Below are 19,749 nucleotides of genomic sequence, written 5' to 3' on the forward strand. Positions count from 1 at the left end.
GGCGCGCGCCCTTGCTGCCAAAACTGCTGCCTGCAACCCAACTGCATCGAACCACGATATTACTTGCAGCATATGACAGCGTTATTGCGGTATCTCCACGCTTCTATGTAAAAATGCTTACTTGAAGCTGTAATTGGCGCTGGCGTAGAAGCGCCGGCCGCGCGGGTCCGCGTAGGTCGGGTCATAGCCGGAGAGGAAATAGTAGGCCTGGTTCGAGTATGGCGGACTGGTATTGAACAGATTCTGTATGCCCGCGCGCAGCTTGAACTGCTGGCTGACCGCATACGCGCCCGACATGTCCCACAGCGTGTACGCCTTCACGCGGTTCGGCTTGACCACGCTGCCGTCGTCGGTATTGATGGCCGAGTTCTGGTCATCGTAGCCGCTCGAATACGTGTTCGACAGGCTGGCCGAATACGGGCCATTGTCCCAGTCGAGGGTGATCGTATGGCGCCAGCGCTGCACCACGCCGTCCGTAACGAACTTGTTCAGATTGCTGATGAAGACATCGCCGGGGCTGGTCTGGATCTTCGAATCGAGCACATACGTGCCGCTCAGATGTCCGCCAAAGCGCCCCCACGCCGTTTTCACGCCATGCAGGTCGGCCGTGATATCGATGCCCGCAGCTTTTTGCGCACCGCGGTTTTCCTTGCGCAGCTCGATGTAGCGGATTCCATTGTCTTCGTCTCGGTGCACCAGGTTGCCGTACTTGGACAGGTTGGACAGAATGATGTCATCGCCGATCTCGCTGATCAAATCCGTGCGCCTGATGTTCCAGTAGTCGGCACTGAAGGTCCAGTGCCGGCTCGGTTCGAGCACCACGCCGGCCGTGAACTGGCGGCTGCGTTCGGGTTTCAGCTTGTCGTTGCTGTAGCGGCGCGTACGCCAGTTGTCGGCGCAGACGGAGTAGTCGTTGTTCTCGGCTTCACAGTACACGGGATCAGGCAGGGTCGCCGTCTGGCTATAGACAGTGGGCCGATGCAGGTCCGACATCGACGGCGCGCGGAAGCCCTTGCCGGCCGAGGCGCGCAGCAGCACCTGCTTGCTGGGCATGTAGGTCAGGCCGATCTTCGGACTGAGGGCGCCGCCCACTTGCTGGTAATGGTCATAGCGGCCGGACAGCTGCGCCTGCCATTGCTTGCTAAACGGCAATAGCAGTTCACTATAGATGGCCTGCACGTTGCGGCTGTCGCTGGTGGCCACGCCGCCTTCGGGCGCGTCATCGTTGGTGATGTTACCGCTCATTAGCAATGCGGATGGCCGGAAATCCGTGCGCTCGCGCCGCACTTCGCCGCCCACCGCCAGCGCCATGTCACCGCCACCCATGGACATCAAGGCGCGCGACACCTTGATGTCGAGCGAGTCCATGACACCGCGCGCATGCCGCACTTCGTCGTTGACCTGGATGCTCTCGAGCAGCGCCTTGCCCGCCGCGCTGGACGGGCCGAACGGATTGATGGTGCCATCCGTGATGCCCTTTTGTAGCTGGTCGGCCAGGAGGTAGCCGTGCGTGTCCTTGTCCCTGACCACATTGACGCTGTGATTCAAGCCCACGTCGTAATCCCAGCCGCCCACGGTGCCGGTGGCGCCCACCACGTAACGCTGACTTTCGCTGGTCAATTCGCTGGTGCGCATGCCCGCTTCGTTCAGACGGATGCGCAGGGCCAGCGTGCCGGTCAAGCCGGCAGCGTTCAGCTGCGGCACCATGCTGGCGTCGATTTCGCCATCCGGCCGCGCCGTCGATCCCACGTAATAGCTGCGCGAACGGCTCAACGCCACCTCCGCATACAATTGGTGATCGTTGTTCAACTTGAGGACGCCGCGCGTGAGCAGGTTCTGCTTGTCCGTTTTCGGATACAGCTCGGTGTCGCCCATGTAGTTATAGGTACACGCATCGACGCCGCCCGTGCCAGCCGGCAGGTACACATTGGCCGGTCCGCTGCAGCCTGGAATCGACAGATTAATCAGGCGATTCGTGATCGGCTGGCCATTGAGCAGGAAGCCCTGTTCCTGCAGGTAGTCGCGCTGGTCGCTGGAGAGGCGGATATTCGCCGGACTGGTGTAACTGGACAGCAAATGGCCGAGGCGTTCCGCCACATGCAGGTTCGGAACGAACTTGCGCTGCGAAGTGCTCAGGCGGTCGGTTTTTTGCAGGTCGACCACGGCAAAGATATTGTAGCCATCCGTGGCCAGGTCGCCCGTGCCGGCCGTGATGCTGGCCGTGCGCTTGCCGGCCCCGCCTTCCTGCGTGCCGCTGCCATAGGCATTCAACTCCACGCCCTGGTAATCCTTGCGCGTAATAAAATTGATGACACCGCCGATGGCGTCCGTGCCGTACAGGGCCGAGGCGCCGTCGAGCAGCACTTCCACGCGCTGCAGGGCGGCGGCGGGGATGTTGTTCAGGTCCACGCCCGCATCGTCGCCGGGCGAGGCAAAGTTGGCCATGCGCCGGCCATTGAGCAGCACCAGGGTCGACGACGTGCCCACGCCGCGCAGGTTGGCGCTGTTGAAGCCGCGCTGGTCGCCGCCCACGTTGATGCTGACGCCATCGGTCAGGCCGCCCACGTTGGCCGACACGCGCGCCATCAGTTCGGCCGCTGTCGTCACGCCCGCCTTTTCGATCTCGGCGCGCGTGATGATCTGCACGGGCAGCGCCGTCTCCGACTCCAGCCGCTTGATGGCCGACCCCGTGATTTCCACGCGCTGCATTTTTTTCGGTGCCGGCTCCACATCCGTCCCCTGCTCCTGCGCCTGCGCGCCGCCGGCCAGCATGCCCAGCGCCGCCGACACGCCCACGGCGCCCAACGCCAGGCGCACGCCTTGCGCCAGCGCCGACTCGCGTGGCAATACGGAACGGCCGACCTGTCTTTTCATCTGCATTGCATCTCTCCCCGATGGTGTATGTCTGATTTTTATCATGATTTTTGTACTGCCTTGCGCTGCTTTACTGCTGTTTTCCGGGTAGCTTGCACGCCATGCTCGCCGCCGTACAGATAGGCGGAGATGACTTCGCTCAAGCGGGCCGCTTTTTCTACGTTCTTCCTGTTCGACACCATCAACGCCACGGCCAGCGCCTCGATCATGGCCAGCGCCGTGCTGGCGCTGCTGGGCAGGACGGGATGCGTGCTTTGCGCATACAGCGCGTGATCGGCCAGTTCGGCCAGTGGGGACGCGGGCGAGTCGGTGAGCGCCACGATGCAGGCGCCGCGGTCGCGCGCGAAGCTGGCCAGGCCGATGCAGTCGAGCGTGTAACGGGGGAACGAGATCACCACCAGCACGTCCTGCGCCGTCAGGTTGACGAGGTGGCCGGCCGCCACTTCCGAGCCGCCGATGCCCACCACTTCCACCACATGCGGACAAAACGGCTGCAGATGCTGCACCAGCATGCCGGCCAGGTTGGCCGACAGGCCGAAGCCCATCACATACACCACCTTGGCGCGCGTCAGGCGACGCACCACGGCCTGCATGGCGTGCGGCGACAGGGCGTCGGACGTGGCGGCGATGTTCGCGGCCGCATATTCCAGGCTTTCCGTGACGGGCGAGGTGGCGCGCGCGCGCCGCTCTATCGTGCGGCGCAGTTTGTCGACCGGCTGCAACAGCGATTGCAGGGTTTCGGCCATGGCGCCGCGCATGGCCGAATAATTCTTCTGGCCGATGTCGCGCGCGAAGCGGCTGATGGTGGCCGTCGATACCTGGCAGCTGTCGGCCAGTTCCTCGATGCCCAGCGCCGTCACGCGCATCTGGTTGCGCAGCAGGTAATCGGCGATCTGCCGCTGCGACGCCGAGCCGCCGGCCAGCACGTGCATCAGCGCCTGCCCCAGCGGCGATTGCACGAAGGCGGCATCGGGCGATGCCAGCGTGGTGGCAAGTAGCGTGGGGGCGCTGTTTCTGGCAGGACTGGCGGGTGCTCTCATATCACTGGCGGCCTGTATTCTTGGGGACGGCGGATCACTGGCGGAAGGCGAAATCGGTCGCTGGAAACTACTGTACTCATATCAAAAAGAAAACTCAACAAATATTTGTAAAAGGATTTTCATTGATTTACTTCGTGAAAATATTGCTACATAATCGACCGGAATCCATCAACCATGCACCTTTTCGGGGCGCCTACCATGCAAGTACAACAGCATTCCATCTCCACCGCGCACGCCGGCATGTCATGCCAATTAAGCAGCTTCCACTTCGGCACCGCGGCCGCCACCAGCCGCAGCGGCAAGAAGGTCTACATCCAGGCGGCGCTGCACGCGGACGAGGTGCCGGGCATGCTGGTGTCGCAATTTTTGCGCCGCGAACTGCTGGCGCTGGAAGCGGCGGGCAAGATCCACGGCGAAATCATCCTGGTGCCGGCCGCCAACCCGATCGGCCTGGCGCAAGCCATCCATGGCGCGCCGTTCGGCCGTTTCGACCTGACCACCGGCATCAACTTCAACCGCGCCTACCGCCACGTGGCCGATGAACTGAAAACCACGCTCGATGGCCAGCTGGGGCAGGATGCGCAAGCCAACGTGGCGCTGATACGCGAGCACGCGCGCGCCGCCGTCGCCGCCTGGCGGCCGGGCACGGATGCGGAAACGTTGAAGAAAACCCTGCTGGGCATGGCCATCGACGCCGACATCGTGCTCGACCTGCATTGCGATAACGAAGCGGCCCTGCACATTTATACGGGCACGCCGCTGGCGAAGCAGATCGCGCCCTTGTCCGCGCTCCTGGGCGCGCGCGCCGTGCTGCTGGAACTGGCGGCCGGCGAAGAGCCGTTCGACGAAGCCTGCAGCCGATTGTGGTGGGACCTCGACGCGCACTTCGGCGGCCGCTATCCGATTCCCGCCGCCTGCCTGTCGACCACCGTCGAACTGCGCGGCGAAGTGGAAGTGAGCTACGCCCTGGCCGAACGCGACGCCGCCGCCCTGCTGCGCTTTCTCGCCATCGAGGGCGTGCTGGAGATAGCCGGCGCCGGCGACGACCTGCCCGCGCCGCAATGCGAGCCGACGCCGCTGGCCGGCGTGGAACCTATCCTCGCGCCGCATCACGGCGTGCTGGTCTACCTGCGCGAAATGGGCGAGGTGCTGGCCGCCGGCGACGCGCTGGCCGACCTGATCGACCCCGTCAGCGGCGAGACGACGACCTTGCGCTGCACCGTCGCCGGCGTCTTTTTTGCGCGCAGCGCCCACCGCCACGTCCTGCGCGGCATGAACGTCGGCAAGGTCGCAGGCAGCATCGCCTTCCGCGGCGGCAGCCTGCTGAGCCAATAAATGCCACCCATGAGAACATTCAAGCTGCCCAATACCTTCGTCCTGCTGTGCGCCATCCTGGCCATGATCGCGCTGGCGACCTGGCTGGTGCCGGGCGGGAAATTCGACACGCAGCTGGTGAACGGCAAGCAGCTGATCATCCCCGGCACGTTTCATTACGTAGCCAACAAGCCGCAGGGCCTGGCTGCGCTGATGATGGCGCCCATCAAGGGCTTCGTCGACGCCAGCCTGATCATCGGTTTCGTGCTGATCGTCGGCGGCGCCTTCGCCGTGCTGCAAAAAACGGAAGCCTTCGATTCGCTGATCAAGGCCATTGCCAAGGCGCACACCAGTTCGCGCTTCGTGCGCGCCGCCATTATCCCCGTCTTTTTCACCATGTTTTCGCTGGGCGGCGCCACCTTCGGCATGAACGAGGAAGCGATTCCCTTCATCCTGATCTTCGTGCCGCTGGCCCTGGCCCTGGGCTACGACACCATCACGGGCGTGTCGATTCCCTTCATCGGCTCGCAGGTGGGCTTTTCCGCGGCCTTTTTAAATCCGTTCAACGTCGGCATCGCGCAGGGCATCGCCGGCGTGCCGATCTTTTCCGGCATCGGCTACCGCCTGATCGTGTGGGCCATCGCCACGGCCGTCAGCATCGTGTTTTTGATGTGGTACGCGGCGCGCATCAAGCGCCATCCGGAAAAGAGCCCGACCTACCTGCTCGACATCGAAAAGCGCAGCGAACATTCGATGGACCTGGACAGCTTTGCCGGCATGACGCGCACGCACCGCGCCGTGCTGTGGATCTTCATGGCCACCTTGCTGACGATGGTCGTCGGCGTCGTCAAGTACGACTGGTTCATCGATGAAATCGCCGCATTGTTCCTCGTGATGGCCATCATCGTCGGCCTGGTCGGCCGGCTCGACATGGACAGCCTGGTGGCCTCGTTCGTGCAGGGTGCGCGCGACATGGTCAGCGTGGCGCTGGTCATCGCGCTGGCGCGCGGCACCATGATACTGGCGCGCGACGCGCAGATCATCGACACCATATTGCATGCATTGACGCCCCTGGTGGCCTCGTCGAGCCCCGTCTTCGCCGCGCAGAAGATGTTCTTCATGCAGTCGGTGATCAACTTCTTCATCCACTCGGGCAGCGGCCAGGCGGCGCTGACCATGCCCATCATGGCGCCGCTGGCCGACCTGGTGGGCGTGACGCGCCAGACCGCCATCCTGGCCTTCCAGTTCGGCGAATTCACCACGCCGATGATCCCCACGTCCGGCATCACTGTCGGCGTGCTGGCGCTGGCGCGCGTGCCGTGGATTACCTGGGCCAAGTGGATGATTCCGCTGCAGCTGATCTATCTGGTGCTGGCGCTGCTGCTCTTGATTCCACCGTGCCTGATGCACTGGCAGTAAACGCCGGTCCAGCCGCTCAGACAATCAACGCTGGTAGATATCCGGCACATACCGCTCCATCAGCGTCTCCGGCCTGAGCGGCGCCGTAAAGCCGTAGCGCGCATACAAATCATGCGCCGTGCTGGTGGCCAGCATGAAACGGCGCAAGCCCTGCAAGCCGGGATGCGCCGTCACGGCCTCCATCAGGCGCTTGCTGTAGCCACGGCCGCGGTATTCTTCCAGTACATACACGTCGACCAGATAGGCAAATGTGGCGTAGTCGGTGACCACGCGGGCGAACGCCACCTGACGGCCGTCCAGCGTGCCGCCAAAGCAGAGCGAATGGTCGATCGCACGCTGTACGGTTGCCAGCGGGATGCCGATGGCCCATGTCGATTGCGTGCTGAGAAAATGGTGGATGGCTGGAACGTCGAGTTCCGCCTTGTCGGTACTGATCATCAAATGTGACATCGCGCTGGCCCTGCTATCGTTGAAAAACACGATCATCGGCCTTTTTTCTGCGGCTGTCACCAGGGCTGGATAGAACCGGGGGCGCCGCCCGTTCTGCCTGTCCGTGATGCGGTGTTGCTGTTTGCTGCCGATGCTTCTTGAACTGTCTGCAATGCCATCGCCGCGCTTACAGGGCGGCTTTTTCTTCGGCGCTCAAACGCTTGGCGCTGACGTACACGGTGTGCATGGTGGCTTGATCGGCGCTGGCAAGGATGGAGACGGGCGCGGCGCGGAACTTCGGCACGGCGGCGGTGGCCAGGCTGGTGGCCGCGGCGACGGCGATGATGGCAACGAAGATGGCTTCCATGTTTTTAGCGATGTTCATGATGGTGTCCTTTGAGTGGCGGGTTGTGTGCTGCGATGATTGAACTGTAGGCCGATCCCCCCTGAACCGCCATCGGATTGCGACCAAACGCACGATTTGCGGGACAGAATACAAAAAGCCCGGATGAAACGCACAACAGCCCCTCGGCGTGGCATTTGAGGCTGGCCAGCCCCGTTCCTGGCCATTTCAGCGCCCTGCAAGCCCCTAAAAGCCCTACCGCAGGCCAACCTTGTTTATAATCGCCGTACACTAAAGGACTTCTTTCATGACTGATCAATTCTCCAAAAAGGGCGAAGCCTGGTCGGCCCGGTTTTCCGAACCGGTCTCGGACCTCGTCAAGCGCTACACAGCTTCTGTATTTTTTGACAAGCGCCTGGCGCTGTTCGACATCGAGGGTTCGCTGGCCCATGCGGAAATGCTGCATGCGCAAGCCATCATCAGCCCGGCCGACTACGCGGAAATCCAGCGCGGCATGGCGCAAATCTCGCAGGAAATCGCCGCCGGCCAGTTCGAATGGCTGCTGGACCTGGAAGATGTCCACCTGAATATCGAAAAACGCCTGACCGAGCTGGTAGGCGATGCGGGCAAACGCCTGCACACGGGCCGTTCGCGCAACGACCAGGTGGCCACCGACATCCGCCTGTACGTGCGCTCCGCCATCGACGACATCACCACGCTGCTGGCGACGTTGCGCAGCGCGCTGACGGACCTGGCAGAGCAGCATGCCGACACCATCATGCCGGGCTTTACCCACATGCAGGTGGCCCAGCCGATCACCTTCGGCCACCACATGCTGGCGTATGTCGAAATGTTCGGCCGCGACGCCGAGCGCATGGCCGACTGCCGCAAGCGCGTCAACCGCCTGCCGCTGGGCGCCGCCGCCCTGGCCGGCACCACCTTCCCCATCGACCGCCTGCGCGTGGCAAAAACGCTGGGCTTCGACGATGTGTGCCACAACTCGCTCGACGCTGTCTCGGACCGCGACTTCGCCATCGAATTTTGCGCCGCCTCCGCCGTGCTGATGATGCACGTGTCGCGCATGGCCGAAGAACTGGTGATCTGGATGAGCCCGCGCATCGGCTTCATCGACATCGCCGACCGCTTCTGCACCGGCTCGTCGATCATGCCGCAAAAGAAAAACCCGGACGTGCCGGAACTGGCGCGTGGCAAGACGGGCCGCGTCTACGGCCACCTGATTGGCCTCTTGACCCTGATGAAGGGCCAGCCGCTGGCCTACAACAAGGACAACCAGGAAGACAAGGAACCGCTGTTCGACACCGTCGACACCGTCATCGACACCCTGCGCATCTTTGCCGACATGGCCGGCGGCATCACGGTGAAACCGGAAGCGATGCGCGCGGCGGCCCTGCAGGGCTACGCCACGGCGACCGACCTGGCCGACTACCTGGTCAAGAAAGGCTTGCCATTCCGCGACGCCCATGAAGCGGTGGCCCTGGCCGTGCGCGCCTGCGTCGATGCCGGCTGCGACCTGGCCGACCTGTCGCTCGAGCAGCTGCGCGCGTTTTCCCCGCTGACGGACGACGACGTGTTTGCCGTGCTGACCCTGGAAGGCTCCGTAGCCGCGCGCGACCACGTGGGCGGCACCGCGCCGCGCCAGGTGCGCGCCGCGATCGCCCGCGTGCGTACGCAGCTGGAAAAATAAGCGGGCTGCGTCCCGCCAGCGCCCCGCTGCAGCGATGCAGCGGGGCGTTTTTCATGGCTATGTCACCGTCAGATGTGGGAATGCCCCCAGCGTTGCTTTCAATAACGTTTCTGGTGAGCGGATGCGCCTGGCATCGAGTATCCAGCGCCATCCCAGGTAGTTTGGCAGGTAGCGCGTGGCCACGCCGTGAAACGGCCTTAACCATTCGCGCAGGCGGCTGTGATACGCGTTGACGTTCTGCACGTGCGCGGCGCCCTGCACGCGGATGCCGGCGCGCAAGTTGACGGCCTGATGACTGAGGCCCGCTTCCCGCGCAAACGCCCGGTAGGCCGCATGGCCATCCGTGACCAGCAGAATATCCTTATCGACGACAGGCAACAAGCAGCGGTGCAATTGCGCCTTCGTCAGTTGCCCTTTGCCCGTGACGAAATCGAGGGTCTGGCCCGTGCGGTCGCGCGCCACCAGGATGCAGACTTGCTCGTTGGATATGCCGCGCCGTTGCGCACGGCCGCCACGGCGGCGGGCCGGACGCGTCATCTGCCTGGAGCCCTTTTCCGATTCCAGCACATATAGCTCGTCGGCCTCGGCGATGCCATGCAGGCCATGCGGCCGGTCCGTTTTTGCCAACGATAAAAACCGGTGGCGCCAGCGAAACGTGGTGTTGCGGTGCACGCCCAGTTGTAGCGCCGCTTTGCGCACGGAATCCGATGCAAGCAAGCAATCGGCGTAGTCGAGCCACAACGATTTATGGCGCAGGCGAGCCAGCGGCGTCCCCGTCAAGGCATTGAAGGTGCGCCCGCAAGGCACACAGCGGTAGCGCTGCAAGCCGTGCGCATGGCCATGCCGGTGCAGGTGAGCCGAACGGCAGGCGGGACAGGCCAGGCGCGGCTGCGCCACGCCCTCCAGCAGCGCGACGGTCGCGTCGTGTGGCGTGTTGCCACGCAGCAGGGCCATGCCTGCCTGCCGCTGGCGCCGGTTCAACTGCGCAAACTGCGCGATAAAGCGGATCCATTTGGCTGGCTGCATGATCTGCTCCCTGTGTGGTGGGTATGCAGAGTCAGACAGCACCGCCATGGGAAGATTCCGGCATTTCCCCTATTTTACGAGGACAGAGCCTTTTTCATTGCGCGACGATTTTCGACAGCACGGAAAACGCCGCCCCCGTCTGCGATGCTTCCAGCAGCAAGGTCAGCTCCGTATACGTGCAAATGATGTTGATCAGGTTGATGCGCTCCCAGGCCAGGCGCTTGAGGATGGCGTGATACACGCCCGGCGTATAGCAGGTTTCGGCCGCCAGGTGCAGGGTCACGGCCGTCACCCGTTCCAGGCGCGCCAATTCCTGCTCTTCGCCGAAGACCTCTTCCACCAGCGCGTGCAGCGAACGGCTGCAGATCACCATCACCTCGTTGACGCCGCGCGTAATGGTGATGAATGTGCCACGCTGCGGCGCTGCCAGCGCCAGCAACTGGCGCTGGCAGGCATACGTCTGGTCGGAATAGCGGTAGGTAAAAACCATCAATTCGCTGCGGGTGGACAGTTCGCCCGCGCGGTGCGCCAGCACGATCTCGCCGTTTTTCTGCTGCGGCATCCGCTCGGCCAGGCGGCGCAGCGCCATCACCACGGCGGCCTGTCCCACCGGTTTCCATAAGTCGGTCTGCAATTGCGGCTGCAGCTGGCGCGCCAGCTCCGACAGATTGAGCAAGCCACGGCCCAATCCCTCGCTGAGAAAGGCCGATTCCATCACGATCTGTTCCACTTTGGTCGCTATCGAAAGCATAGTTCGTCGGGCCGGTGATTCCGGTGCACGCACCAGGAGCCGGCAACCCTTCCTGAAAAAAAGATGCACTGCGCCAGCGGCCGCGCCGGGCGGCGCGGTCGGACTTAAGGAAAAGAATCCCCTCGCGGGGGAAGAGCCGGCTGGCGGCGGCTAGGAAGGCGGATGCAGCATGAGTGCCGCTCCAGAGGGGAAATGGCTGAAACCAACAGCAGAAAACAGAACTGACATCATGTGAAACTCCCGATTTTTTTCCCGATGCGCTGTATCTGGACGCGGTCATTGCCGCGTGCGCTTTTTTTGTCTTCGCGTGCTCCGCTGGGGGCAATACGAAGAGCTAGTGTAGATCGCAATATTTAGAAAAGGCAACAGTGTTTTTCCAACAGAGCGCGCCAATAGGGGTAGTAGTCCAAAACAAAAGTTGCAGCTTGTGGTAGATCAAACTTTCCAACGATGCGACGCCGATAAATGTTCAATTCTTAACAAAAATTCGCGGAGTGACCCATTTCTTGAATTTTTTGACATCGCGATCTCGACAAGTTTAGTGTCCCCCTACCCGGCGTCATGCCACCACAAAACGGCAGGCTATCCGCCCGCCGCCAGGCGCACCGGGGTGGCCATCAGGCATCGCGGCCAGCTCATTCACCATTTCCTTAACCGATACCATGGAGCAGAAATGAATTTACGTTTGACGATAGTTGCCGCATCCATCGCCGCCCTGCCGCTGATGGCCACCACGGCCGATGCCGCCACCCCGCTGCCACAGACCCTGATGGCCGCGCCGGTCGCCCTGGCTTCTCCACAAGAGACCGCCAGCCTGGTCAACAAACTGGCCGCGCAGGCACGCAGCCGCGGCCTCAATACCGAGCATGGCTTTGCCGTCGGCGCCCAGCATCCGGGTGTCAGCGGCACGCGCGTGAGCCGCGTACAGCACACCTACAAAGGCTTGCCCGTCTTCGGTTCCGAGACGGTGGTGGTCAGCAACAGCGCCGGCGACATCGTCAGCGAGTCCGTGTCGGACCGCGCGTCGGGCCTCGGCAGCGGCGGCGTCAATTCCGTCACCCGCAGCGCCACCACCGATATCGACACCACGCCGGCCGTCAGCGCCGCCGCCGCCATCGCCGCCGCCGTGAAAAGCATCGGCGTGCCGGCCGTCGACCATGTGCCGCCGCATGCGCAGCTGCTGATCTACCCCGTGATGAAAACCGTGCGCGTGGCCGGCGCCGAGAACAAGTCGGAAGCGGCGCTGAACGCCCTCGACGTGCAGGACGTGGTCGACCACTACGAGCTGGCCTACCTGGTGCAGACGCGCATGATCAGCGGCAACAAGCCCGTGTATTACGACACCATCGTCAGCGCCAGGGATGGCCGCATCCTGCGCCAATGGAAAGCCCTGAAAACCGTCGCCGGCATCGGCAACAGCCAGTACAACGGCCAGGTGCCGCTCAACACCACGCTCACGGGCAGCACCTACACCATGAAGGACCCCAGCCGCGGCACGGGCGGCAGCTTCGGCGGCATGGCCATCACGAACGCCAACCACGGCACCACCTCGGGCAGCGTGTACAGCAGCACCAGCAATACCTGGGGCGACGGCCAGCAGTACATCAGCGGCGGCAGCACCACCAACGCCAACGGCCAGACGGCGGCCGTGAACGCGATGTGGGGCTTGATGAACACCTACGACACGCACAAGAATGTGCTGGGCTGGTCCAGCCTGGACGGCAACAACACGGCCACCCATATCGCCGCCCACGTCAACACGGCCTACGACAACGCCTACTACGACAGCAGCTGCAAATGCATGTACATCGGCGACGGCGGCAGCTCGTTCAACAACCTCGGCTCCATCGACGTGATCGGCCATGAGATGGGCCACGGCATCACGGATGCCACCTCGGGCCTGATCTACTCGCAGGAGTCGGGCGGCTTGAACGAGTCGAGCTCGGACATCGCAGGCGAAATGGTGGAAGCGTATGCGCGCGCCGGCGGCACGGGCACCAGCATCCCCAACACGGGCAACGATTGGATGACGGGCAAGGAAATCGCCAAGAACGGCCAGCCGCTGCGCTGGCTATACAAGCCGAGCAAGGATGGCAGCAGCCCGAATGCGTGGAGCAGCACCATCAAGAACCTCGACGTCCACTACAGCAGCGGCCCGAACAACCGCATGTTCTACTTCCTGTCGCAAGGCTCGAATTCCACGTCCAGCAGCGACTACTACAGCTCCTACCTGAACAAGAGCCCGCTGGCCATGACCGGTATCGGCAGCGACAAGGCTTACCGCATCTGGTTCAAGGCCGCCACCACCAAGTTCACCTCGTCGACCAACTACGCCGACGCGCGCAACAAGGTGCTGCAGGCAGCCGAGGAACTGTATGGCGTGGGCAGCGCGGAATCGATCGCCGTCAAGCGCGCGTATGCGGCCATCAACGTGGGGGCCGACGTCGATGAATCGACGACGGGCGGCGCGGTGACCATCACCAGCCAGCCGGCCAGCATCACCGTCGCACCGGGCGCCACCGCCTCGTTCGCCGTGGGCGCGGGCGGCGGCACGGCGCCTTACACCTACAAGTGGTACCGCAACGGCGCCGTGATCAGCGGCGCCACGTCGCCGGCCTACAGCTTCACGGCCGTGGCGGCCGACAGCGGCGCCGTCTTCAAGGCGACGGTGACGGATGCCTCGTCGCCCGCCGTGACGGCCACGTCGAACAACGCCACGCTGACGGTGGGCACCAGCAGCGCCACCGAACGCGTGACGAACGGCGGCTTCGAGTCCGGCGCCACGGGCTGGAGCGGCACCACGGGCGCCATCGGCACGTTTACGGGGCAAACCGCGTACGAAGGCACGAAGTACGCCTGGCTGGGCGGCAATGGCGCGACGGCCAGCGAATCGCTGACGCAAAGCGTGGCCATTCCGGCCGCCGCCACGTCCGCCAGCCTGACCTTTGCGCTGCATATCGACACGGCGGAAACGGGCAATACCGTGTACGACAAGCTGGTCGTCACCGTGAAGAACAGCGCCGGCACGGTGCTGGGCACCCTGGCCTCGTACTCGAACGTGAACAAGGCGGCCGGCTACCAGATCCGCACCTTCGACCTGATCGCCTACAAGGGCCAGACCGTGCAGATCTCGTTCGCCGCCACCGAGGACGCGTCGCTGCAAACCTCGTTCGTGATCGACAAGGTCAGCCTGGTTACCCAGTAAGCGGCTGAACCTGCGGGCAAGCCATCGAAACGAGGCTTGCCCGCACAGCACGATTGATTTCCTGGCAATTCCAGTCTACCCTGAGGCAGTGATTGCATCTTGCCTGCTGCCGGTACCCGCGACGAATTGAACTTTTTTGGATGGTTCCTGACCGATGCCTACTTCCACCTTGTCCGCACGCGCTTTCCCCCATTCCAGCCTGTCCATTTTTACGCCTGCCACCATGCTCGCCTGAGCCGGCCATGCAGTTCCACCTCCAAGTACAGGGCCCGGCGGGCAGCCAGGCGCTGGCCATCGATGCCGCCAGCGAGGCCGAGGCGATCCGCGCGGCCGTGCGCGGCGGCTGGCGCGTGCTGGCCGTAGACGCTGGCGCCGCGCCGGATGCGGGCGCCGCGCTGCGCCCCGGCAAACAGGGCCTGCCCCTGCTGCAATTCAGCCAGGAGCTGCTGGCCCTGCTCGAAGCGGGCCTGAACCTGGGCGAGGCCATGGCCACCCTGCACAACAAGGAAACGCGCCCTGGCGCCAAGGCCACCCTGGCCGCCATCGTGCTCACCCTGCAGCAAGGACAGAGCTTTTCCGACACCCTGGCCGGTTTCCCCGACATCTTCCCCGACATCTACATCGCCACCGTGCATGCGGCCGAACGCTCGGGCAACCTGCCCGAGGCGCTGGCGCGCTTCGTCGGCTACCAGCTGCAGTTCGACGCCATCCGCAAAAAGCTCATTTCCGCCGCCATCTACCCGTGCATGCTGCTCATCGTCGGCGGCCTGGTGACGCTGTTCCTGCTCGGCTACGTGGTGCCCAAATTCAGCGTCGTCTACGAAAGCTCGGGGCGCGAAATTCCCTGGATGTCGCAGATGCTGCTCGGCTTTGGCCAGACCCTGGCCGCGCATCCGCTGCTGTGCGCCGGCGCGCTGGCCGCCGCCGTCGGTGCCGTGGTCTTCGGCGTCGCCAATGCCGGCGCGCGCCAGGCCCTCGTCTTGCGCCTGCTGCGCCTGCCCGTACTGGCCGGCAAGGCGGCGGAGTTCCGCCTGGCCCGCTTCTACCGTGCCCTGAGCCTGCTGCTGCACGCGGGCATCCCCCTGCACAAGGCGCTGGCCATGGTCGCGCCGATGCTGCTGCGGGCGCAGCAGGAACAGCTGGCGCAGGCGCGCCGCGCGGTGCAGGAAGGCATGCCGTTTTCCACCGCGCTGGAACAGGCCGGCATGGCCACGCCGGTGGCGCAATCGCTGCTGAAGGTGGGGGAGAACACGGGCCGCCTGGGCGACATGCTGGAACGCTCGGCCAAGTTCCACGACGAGGAATTCGCCCGCTGGGTGGACTGGGCCTCGCGCCTGCTCGAACCGCTCCTGATGACCATCATCGGCGTCGTCATCGGCGGCGTGGTGGTGCTGATGTACATGCCGATCTTTGAACTGGCGGGGAGCTTATCGTGAACGTTATCGTGAAAGTCATGCCATGAACGCGCGCGACGAAGAACGGGCCGTGCTCGATGCGGCCATGCTGCGCCGCGCCCATGCGAGCGCGCTGGAACAGGGCCGCCCGCAGATGGCCGTGCTGCAGGAAACGGCGGCCCTGCCGCCCGAAGTCTTTTTGCGCCAGCTGGCCGCCCTGTTCCGCTATCCGGCGTGGACGATGGCCGAGCTGCAGGCCACCTTGCCCGCCTTTGCCCTGCTGCCCTACACGGATTGTGCCCAGCGCGACTGCGTGCTGCTGCAGCCCGATGCTCCGGGTGCGCCGCCCGTGCTCGTCATCGGCAACCCGTTTGCCGAAGACCTGCTGCAATGGGCCGACTTCGCCCTGCGCACGCCATTCACGGTGGCGCTGGCGCATCCGGACGACCTGGCCGCCTACCTGCAGCAGCAGGAAAGCGTGCAGCAGGCCATGCAGGAGATGCAGCATGGCGATGACGTGCCGGGACTCGACCAGAGCATCGAGGACATCTCGCTGATCCGCATCAGCGAAGACAGCAGTCCGGTGGTGAAACTGGTGAACTCCACCATCTACGACGCCCTGAAATTCCAGGCCAGCGACATCCACCTCGAATGCGACGTGGCCAGCCTGGTCATCAAATACCGCGTCGACGGCGTGCTGGTGCAGGCGGGCCAGGTGCAGGGACTGGCGATGGCGGAACAGATCATCTCGCGCATCAAGGTCATGGCCGATCTCGACATCGCCGAGCGCCGCATCCCGCAGGATGGCCGCTTCAAGGTGCGCGTGAAGGGAGCGGAGATCGATTTCCGCGTCTCCATCATGCCCAATATCTTTGGCGAGGACGCCGTGCTGCGCCTGCTGGACCGGCGCGCGCTGACGGAAGCGGCGCAGGCGCTGCGCCTGGAAAGCCTGGGCCTGAACGAGGACGCCATCGAGCAGATCCGCCGCCTGGCCGCCAAGCCGCACGGCATGCTGTTGGTGACGGGTCCCACGGGTTCGGGCAAGACCACCACGCTGTACGCGGCCATCACGGAGATCAATACGGGGCGTGACAAGATCGTCACCATCGAAGACCCCGTCGAATACCGGCTGCCGCGCGTGCTGCAGATCCCCGTCAATGAAAAGAAGGGCCTGACGTTCGCGCGCGGCCTGCGCTCCATCCTGCGCCACGATCCCGACAAGATCATGATCGGCGAAATCCGCGACGACGAAACGGCGCAGATCGCCGTGCAAGCCGCGCTGACGGGCCACCTGGTGTTTACCACCGTGCACGCGAACAACGTGTTCGATGTGGTCGGCCGCTTCCTGCACATGGGCGTCGACGCCTACAGCTTTGCGGCGGCCCTGAACGGCATCGTGGCGCAGCGCCTGCTGCGCCTCAATTGCGCCCACTGCGCCGTCGACGCCAGCGCCGAGGTGCTGGCCGATGCGCAGCAGCTGCGCGACAGCGGCCTGGCCCTGCACCAGGTGCAGGACTGGCAATTCATGGCCGGCAAGGGCTGCGGCCACTGCCGCGGCACAGGCTACAAGGGCCGCAAGGCCGTCGCCGAGGTGCTGATGCTCAGTGACGCCATGCGCGAAATGATCTGCACGCGCGCGCCCCTGAGCCAGATGAAGGAAGAGGCGGCGCGCAACGGTTTTCGCCTGGCGCGCGAGGCGGGCCTCCACCTGGTGCGGCGCGGCGAAACCACTCTAGCGGAGCTCAATCGTGTCACTTATTGAACGTGTCAGCCGCGCCACCGTGTGCCTGCACCTGGCGCCGCAGGCGCTCTACGGCGTGCTGCGCCGCGCCGGCCGTCCCGTGCCCGGCAGCGCCTTCCACCTGCCCATTGCGAATCCCGACGCCAGCTGGGAAGTGGCGCTGGCCGCCTTGCGTGGCTGGCTCGAACACGATGGCGGCAAAAAACTGCCGCTGGCCGTCAGCCTGGCCAGCCGCTGGTGCGCCATGCTGATGGTGCCGTGGAGCGGCGCCCTGCTCGACCGGAGCAGCGCACAGCGCTTCCTGCACAGCCAATTCGGCGCCGTGTATGGCGAAGGCGCGCGGACCTGGCGCCTGGCCGCCGACGATGCACCTTACGGCATGCCGCGCCTGGCCTGCGGCATCGATGCGGCCCTGCTGCAAGGCGTGCAGGACGCGGCGGCCGCACATGGCCGGCGCTGCCTGTCCATCGAACCCATCGCCGGACCGGCCTGGCGCAGCATCGCCGGCAGCAAACCTGCCGGTGGCAAACCTGCCGCCTTCGCCCTGGTGGAAGCGGGCCGGCTGCTGCTGGCCACCAGCAGCGGCGGGCGCATCACGGCCCTGCACAGCCAGTCCTGCGCCGCGGCCTGGGGCGACGAACTGGATCGGGCGTGGCGGCGCTGGAACCTGCGCGCGCCGCAGCTCGACACCATCGAACAGGTGGCGCTGATCGACTTGAGCGGCGTGCCGCAAGCAAACCTGCCCGAACGCTTCGTGCCCATCGCCGTGGCCAGCGGCGCGCACCTGATGCGGGAGGCAGCATGGGCCTGAGCCGCCTGGAATTCCTGCCACCCGGCGCCGCGCAGGCGTTCAGGGGCTGGCGTCTGGCCCTGTGCCTGGCGGGCGGCTTGCTGCTGCTGCCGGCCGCCGTGTACTGGCTGGTGCAGGCGCAGGAAACGCGGCGCCTGGAAGCGCAACTGGCGCAACTGCAGCCCGCGCGCCCCGTGCGCGCGCCCCTCTCGGCGAGCCAGCAGCGCGAACGCGACCTCGAACTGAAACAGGTGGCCGCCGCCGTGCGCCAACTCAATCTGCCCGTCACGCGCCTGGTGAAAACGGTGCAGGCGCCGCGCGACGTGCGCGTGGCCCTGCTGGGGCTGGACCTGAACGCGCAGCAGGGTCAGGATGGCGCCAGCGTGCTGAAAATCGCCGCCGAAGCGGAAACCCCGCAAGACATGCTCAATTACCTGGCCTTTCTGAATCAGCAGCCCATGTTCAGTTCCGTGTATCTGCTCAAGCACGAGATGAACGCCAACGCGCAGGCGCCCGCACACCCTTACCGTTTTCAGCTGGAGGCGCAATGGCGGCAATAAAACCCGTGTTCAAAGCCGGCGCGCCTGCGGCCCGTCCCCGCCTGCAGCTGCATATGCCGCCGCGCATGGCGTGGGAAGCGCAGCGTCTGTGGCGCATGCTGGGCTGGCCCAGCGCCATCGGCGCGGCAGGCCTGGCGCTGGCCGCTTTCGCCATGCAGCAGGGCGAGGCGCTGGCCGGACGCCAGCAGCCATTGCGCTCGCAGCTGGCCGTGATGGCGAAACAGGCGGCGCTGCCGCCGGCCCCCGTCACCCTCGACGCCGACGCCGACGCCGAAAGCCTGGCCGCCTTTCACGCCTACCTGCCCGCGCATGACAGCATTCCCGAACAGTTGAAGGCCTTGCTGGAAGTGGCGCAAAAGAGCGGCGTCACCCTGGCCAAGGCCGACTACAAGCCGCAGGAAGACGGCAACACGGCCTTTTTGCGCTACCAGATCACCCTGCCCGTGAAAGCCGAATACGCGCAGCTGCAAACCTTTATCGTCGACGCCCTGCAGACGCTGCCCACCCTGACGCTCGACTCCGTGCTGTTCAAGCGCGAGCAGATCGAGGCGGGCGAGATCGATGCGCGCATTCAGTTCATCCTGCTGGTAAAAAAGGCGGAGGTGCGCCGATGAAAAAAGCCGTACTGGGAACCGCCGCCGTCGCGACATTGCTGGCAGTCCTCTTCGCCCCCGAGGACGAAGGCAGCATCGTGGGGCCGGCCACGGCCACGCCGCGCCAGGTGGAACGGGTGGCGGTCGCGCCTCTCGCTGCAGCCACTGCCGCTGCGCCAGCCCATCGCGCGCTGGCCATCGAACCGCGCCGGGGGCTCGATGACGAGGAAGCGGCCACCCTGTTCGCCAAGCAAAGCTGGCAGCCGGAGACGCCGAAAAAGATCATGCTCGACCAGCAGGCGGCCCAGGCCGCGCTGCCCGCTGCCCGCGCCGATACGAACGCGCCGCCACCGCTGCCGTTTCAATTCCTGGGCCGCTTCGTCGACGAAGGCAAGGCCGCCTATTTTCTCCAGGCGGGCGAACGCAACGTGGTGGCGCGGCCCGGCGACACGCTCGAAGAACGCTACCGCTTCGACGGCGTGGTGCAGGGTTCCCTGCAATTTACCTATCTGCCGCTCAACCTGAAACAGACACTCGCCGTAGGGGATCTCAATTGAAACGACGC

General features: G+C 64.7%; 16 protein-coding genes. 10 read left to right on the plus strand and 6 right to left on the minus strand.

The features are described from left to right. Window positions 1-117: 117 nt before the first annotated feature. Both ACQ4W4_RS06435 and ACQ4W4_RS06440 read right to left on the minus strand, forming a co-directional pair. Entirely contained in the window at window positions 118-2,880 is a 2,763-nt protein-coding gene (locus ACQ4W4_RS06435; protein WP_436541259.1) for a TonB-dependent receptor, read from the minus strand. A 35-nt stretch (window positions 2,881-2,915) separates the two neighbouring features. Next, a complete protein-coding gene (locus ACQ4W4_RS06440) occupies window positions 2,916-3,914 on the minus strand; it encodes a MurR/RpiR family transcriptional regulator (RefSeq protein WP_436541260.1) in 999 nt (332 codons plus the stop codon). 198 nt (window positions 3,915-4,112) lie between these two features. Here ACQ4W4_RS06440 and ACQ4W4_RS06445 point away from each other — a divergent pair, with 198 nt between their 5' ends. Both ACQ4W4_RS06445 and ACQ4W4_RS06450 read left to right on the plus strand, forming a co-directional pair. Further along, window positions 4,113-5,249: a succinylglutamate desuccinylase/aspartoacylase family protein gene (locus tag ACQ4W4_RS06445; RefSeq protein ID WP_436541261.1), complete on the plus strand. Its 1,137-nt coding sequence runs from the start codon at window positions 4,113-4,115 to the stop codon at window positions 5,247-5,249. Between the two features lie 9 nt (window positions 5,250-5,258). Continuing rightward, window positions 5,259-6,647 (plus strand): YfcC family protein, encoded by a 1,389-nt coding sequence (locus ACQ4W4_RS06450; RefSeq protein ID WP_162995779.1) that lies wholly within the window; start codon window positions 5,259-5,261, stop codon window positions 6,645-6,647. Window positions 6,648-6,671: 24 nt separating this feature from the next. On the opposite strand, the gene ACQ4W4_RS06455 is transcribed toward ACQ4W4_RS06450, so the two are convergent. Together ACQ4W4_RS06455 and ACQ4W4_RS06460 are read right to left on the minus strand one after the other, a co-directional pair. Next, entirely contained in the window at window positions 6,672-7,097 is a 426-nt protein-coding gene (locus ACQ4W4_RS06455; RefSeq protein WP_436541262.1) for a GNAT family N-acetyltransferase, read from the minus strand. Window positions 7,098-7,263: 166 nt separating this feature from the next. Continuing rightward, the gene (locus ACQ4W4_RS06460) at window positions 7,264-7,461 is read right to left on the minus strand and encodes a hypothetical protein (protein ID WP_436541263.1); all 198 of its coding nucleotides are present in this window, start codon (window positions 7,459-7,461) and stop codon (window positions 7,264-7,266) included. Window positions 7,462-7,726: 265 nt separating this feature from the next. On the opposite strand from ACQ4W4_RS06460, the gene argH reads away from it, so the two are divergent. Then, on the plus strand, window positions 7,727-9,124 hold the full coding sequence (argH, locus tag ACQ4W4_RS06465) for an argininosuccinate lyase (RefSeq protein ID WP_436541264.1): 1,398 nt from the start codon (window positions 7,727-7,729) through the stop codon (window positions 9,122-9,124). A 57-nt stretch (window positions 9,125-9,181) separates the two neighbouring features. Here the strand turns inward: argH and ACQ4W4_RS06470 are convergent, their stop codons facing one another. Together ACQ4W4_RS06470 and ACQ4W4_RS06475 are read right to left on the minus strand one after the other, a co-directional pair. Beyond that, window positions 9,182-10,150, minus strand: coding sequence for an IS1595 family transposase (locus tag ACQ4W4_RS06470; RefSeq protein WP_436541265.1), 969 nt, complete (start codon window positions 10,148-10,150; stop codon window positions 9,182-9,184). Window positions 10,151-10,244: 94 nt separating this feature from the next. Beyond that, window positions 10,245-10,901 carry a hypothetical protein gene (locus ACQ4W4_RS06475; RefSeq protein WP_086137136.1) on the minus strand — a complete coding sequence of 219 codons (657 nt, stop codon included), beginning with the start codon at window positions 10,899-10,901 and terminating at the stop codon, window positions 10,245-10,247. Window positions 10,902-11,574: 673 nt separating this feature from the next. Between ACQ4W4_RS06475 and ACQ4W4_RS06480 the strand changes: the two genes are divergently transcribed. From ACQ4W4_RS06480 to ACQ4W4_RS06510, 7 genes are all read left to right on the plus strand, one after another. Beyond that, window positions 11,575-14,106, plus strand: a complete 2,532-nt coding sequence (locus ACQ4W4_RS06480) for a M4 family metallopeptidase (RefSeq protein ID WP_436541266.1) — start codon at window positions 11,575-11,577, stop codon at window positions 14,104-14,106. A gap of 242 nt (window positions 14,107-14,348) precedes the next feature. Further along, complete coding sequence (locus ACQ4W4_RS06485) at window positions 14,349-15,542, plus strand: type II secretion system F family protein (RefSeq protein ID WP_436541267.1); 1,194 nt, start codon at window positions 14,349-14,351, stop codon at window positions 15,540-15,542. Between the two features lie 22 nt (window positions 15,543-15,564). Continuing rightward, complete coding sequence (locus ACQ4W4_RS06490; RefSeq protein ID WP_436541268.1) at window positions 15,565-17,262, plus strand: GspE/PulE family protein; 1,698 nt, start codon at window positions 15,565-15,567, stop codon at window positions 17,260-17,262. Next, window positions 17,249-18,052, plus strand: coding sequence for a hypothetical protein (locus ACQ4W4_RS06495; RefSeq protein WP_436541269.1), 804 nt, complete (start codon window positions 17,249-17,251; stop codon window positions 18,050-18,052). Before ACQ4W4_RS06490 ends, ACQ4W4_RS06495 begins: the two co-directional genes overlap by 14 nt. After that, the gene (locus ACQ4W4_RS06500; RefSeq protein WP_436541270.1) at window positions 18,043-18,591 is read left to right on the plus strand and encodes a hypothetical protein; all 549 of its coding nucleotides are present in this window, start codon (window positions 18,043-18,045) and stop codon (window positions 18,589-18,591) included. Before ACQ4W4_RS06495 ends, ACQ4W4_RS06500 begins: the two co-directional genes overlap by 10 nt. Beyond that, window positions 18,579-19,205, plus strand: a complete 627-nt coding sequence (locus ACQ4W4_RS06505) for a hypothetical protein (protein WP_436541271.1) — start codon at window positions 18,579-18,581, stop codon at window positions 19,203-19,205. The genes ACQ4W4_RS06500 and ACQ4W4_RS06505 overlap by 13 nt, the downstream gene beginning before the upstream one ends. Next, window positions 19,202-19,741 carry a hypothetical protein gene (locus ACQ4W4_RS06510; protein ID WP_436541272.1) on the plus strand — a complete coding sequence of 180 codons (540 nt, stop codon included), beginning with the start codon at window positions 19,202-19,204 and terminating at the stop codon, window positions 19,739-19,741. The genes ACQ4W4_RS06505 and ACQ4W4_RS06510 overlap by 4 nt, the downstream gene beginning before the upstream one ends. Window positions 19,742-19,749: the final 8 nt, after the last annotated feature.

The sequence above is a fragment of the Janthinobacterium glycogeni genome, assembly GCF_051380725.1.
Classification (GTDB): domain Bacteria; phylum Pseudomonadota; class Gammaproteobacteria; order Burkholderiales; family Burkholderiaceae_D; genus Janthinobacterium.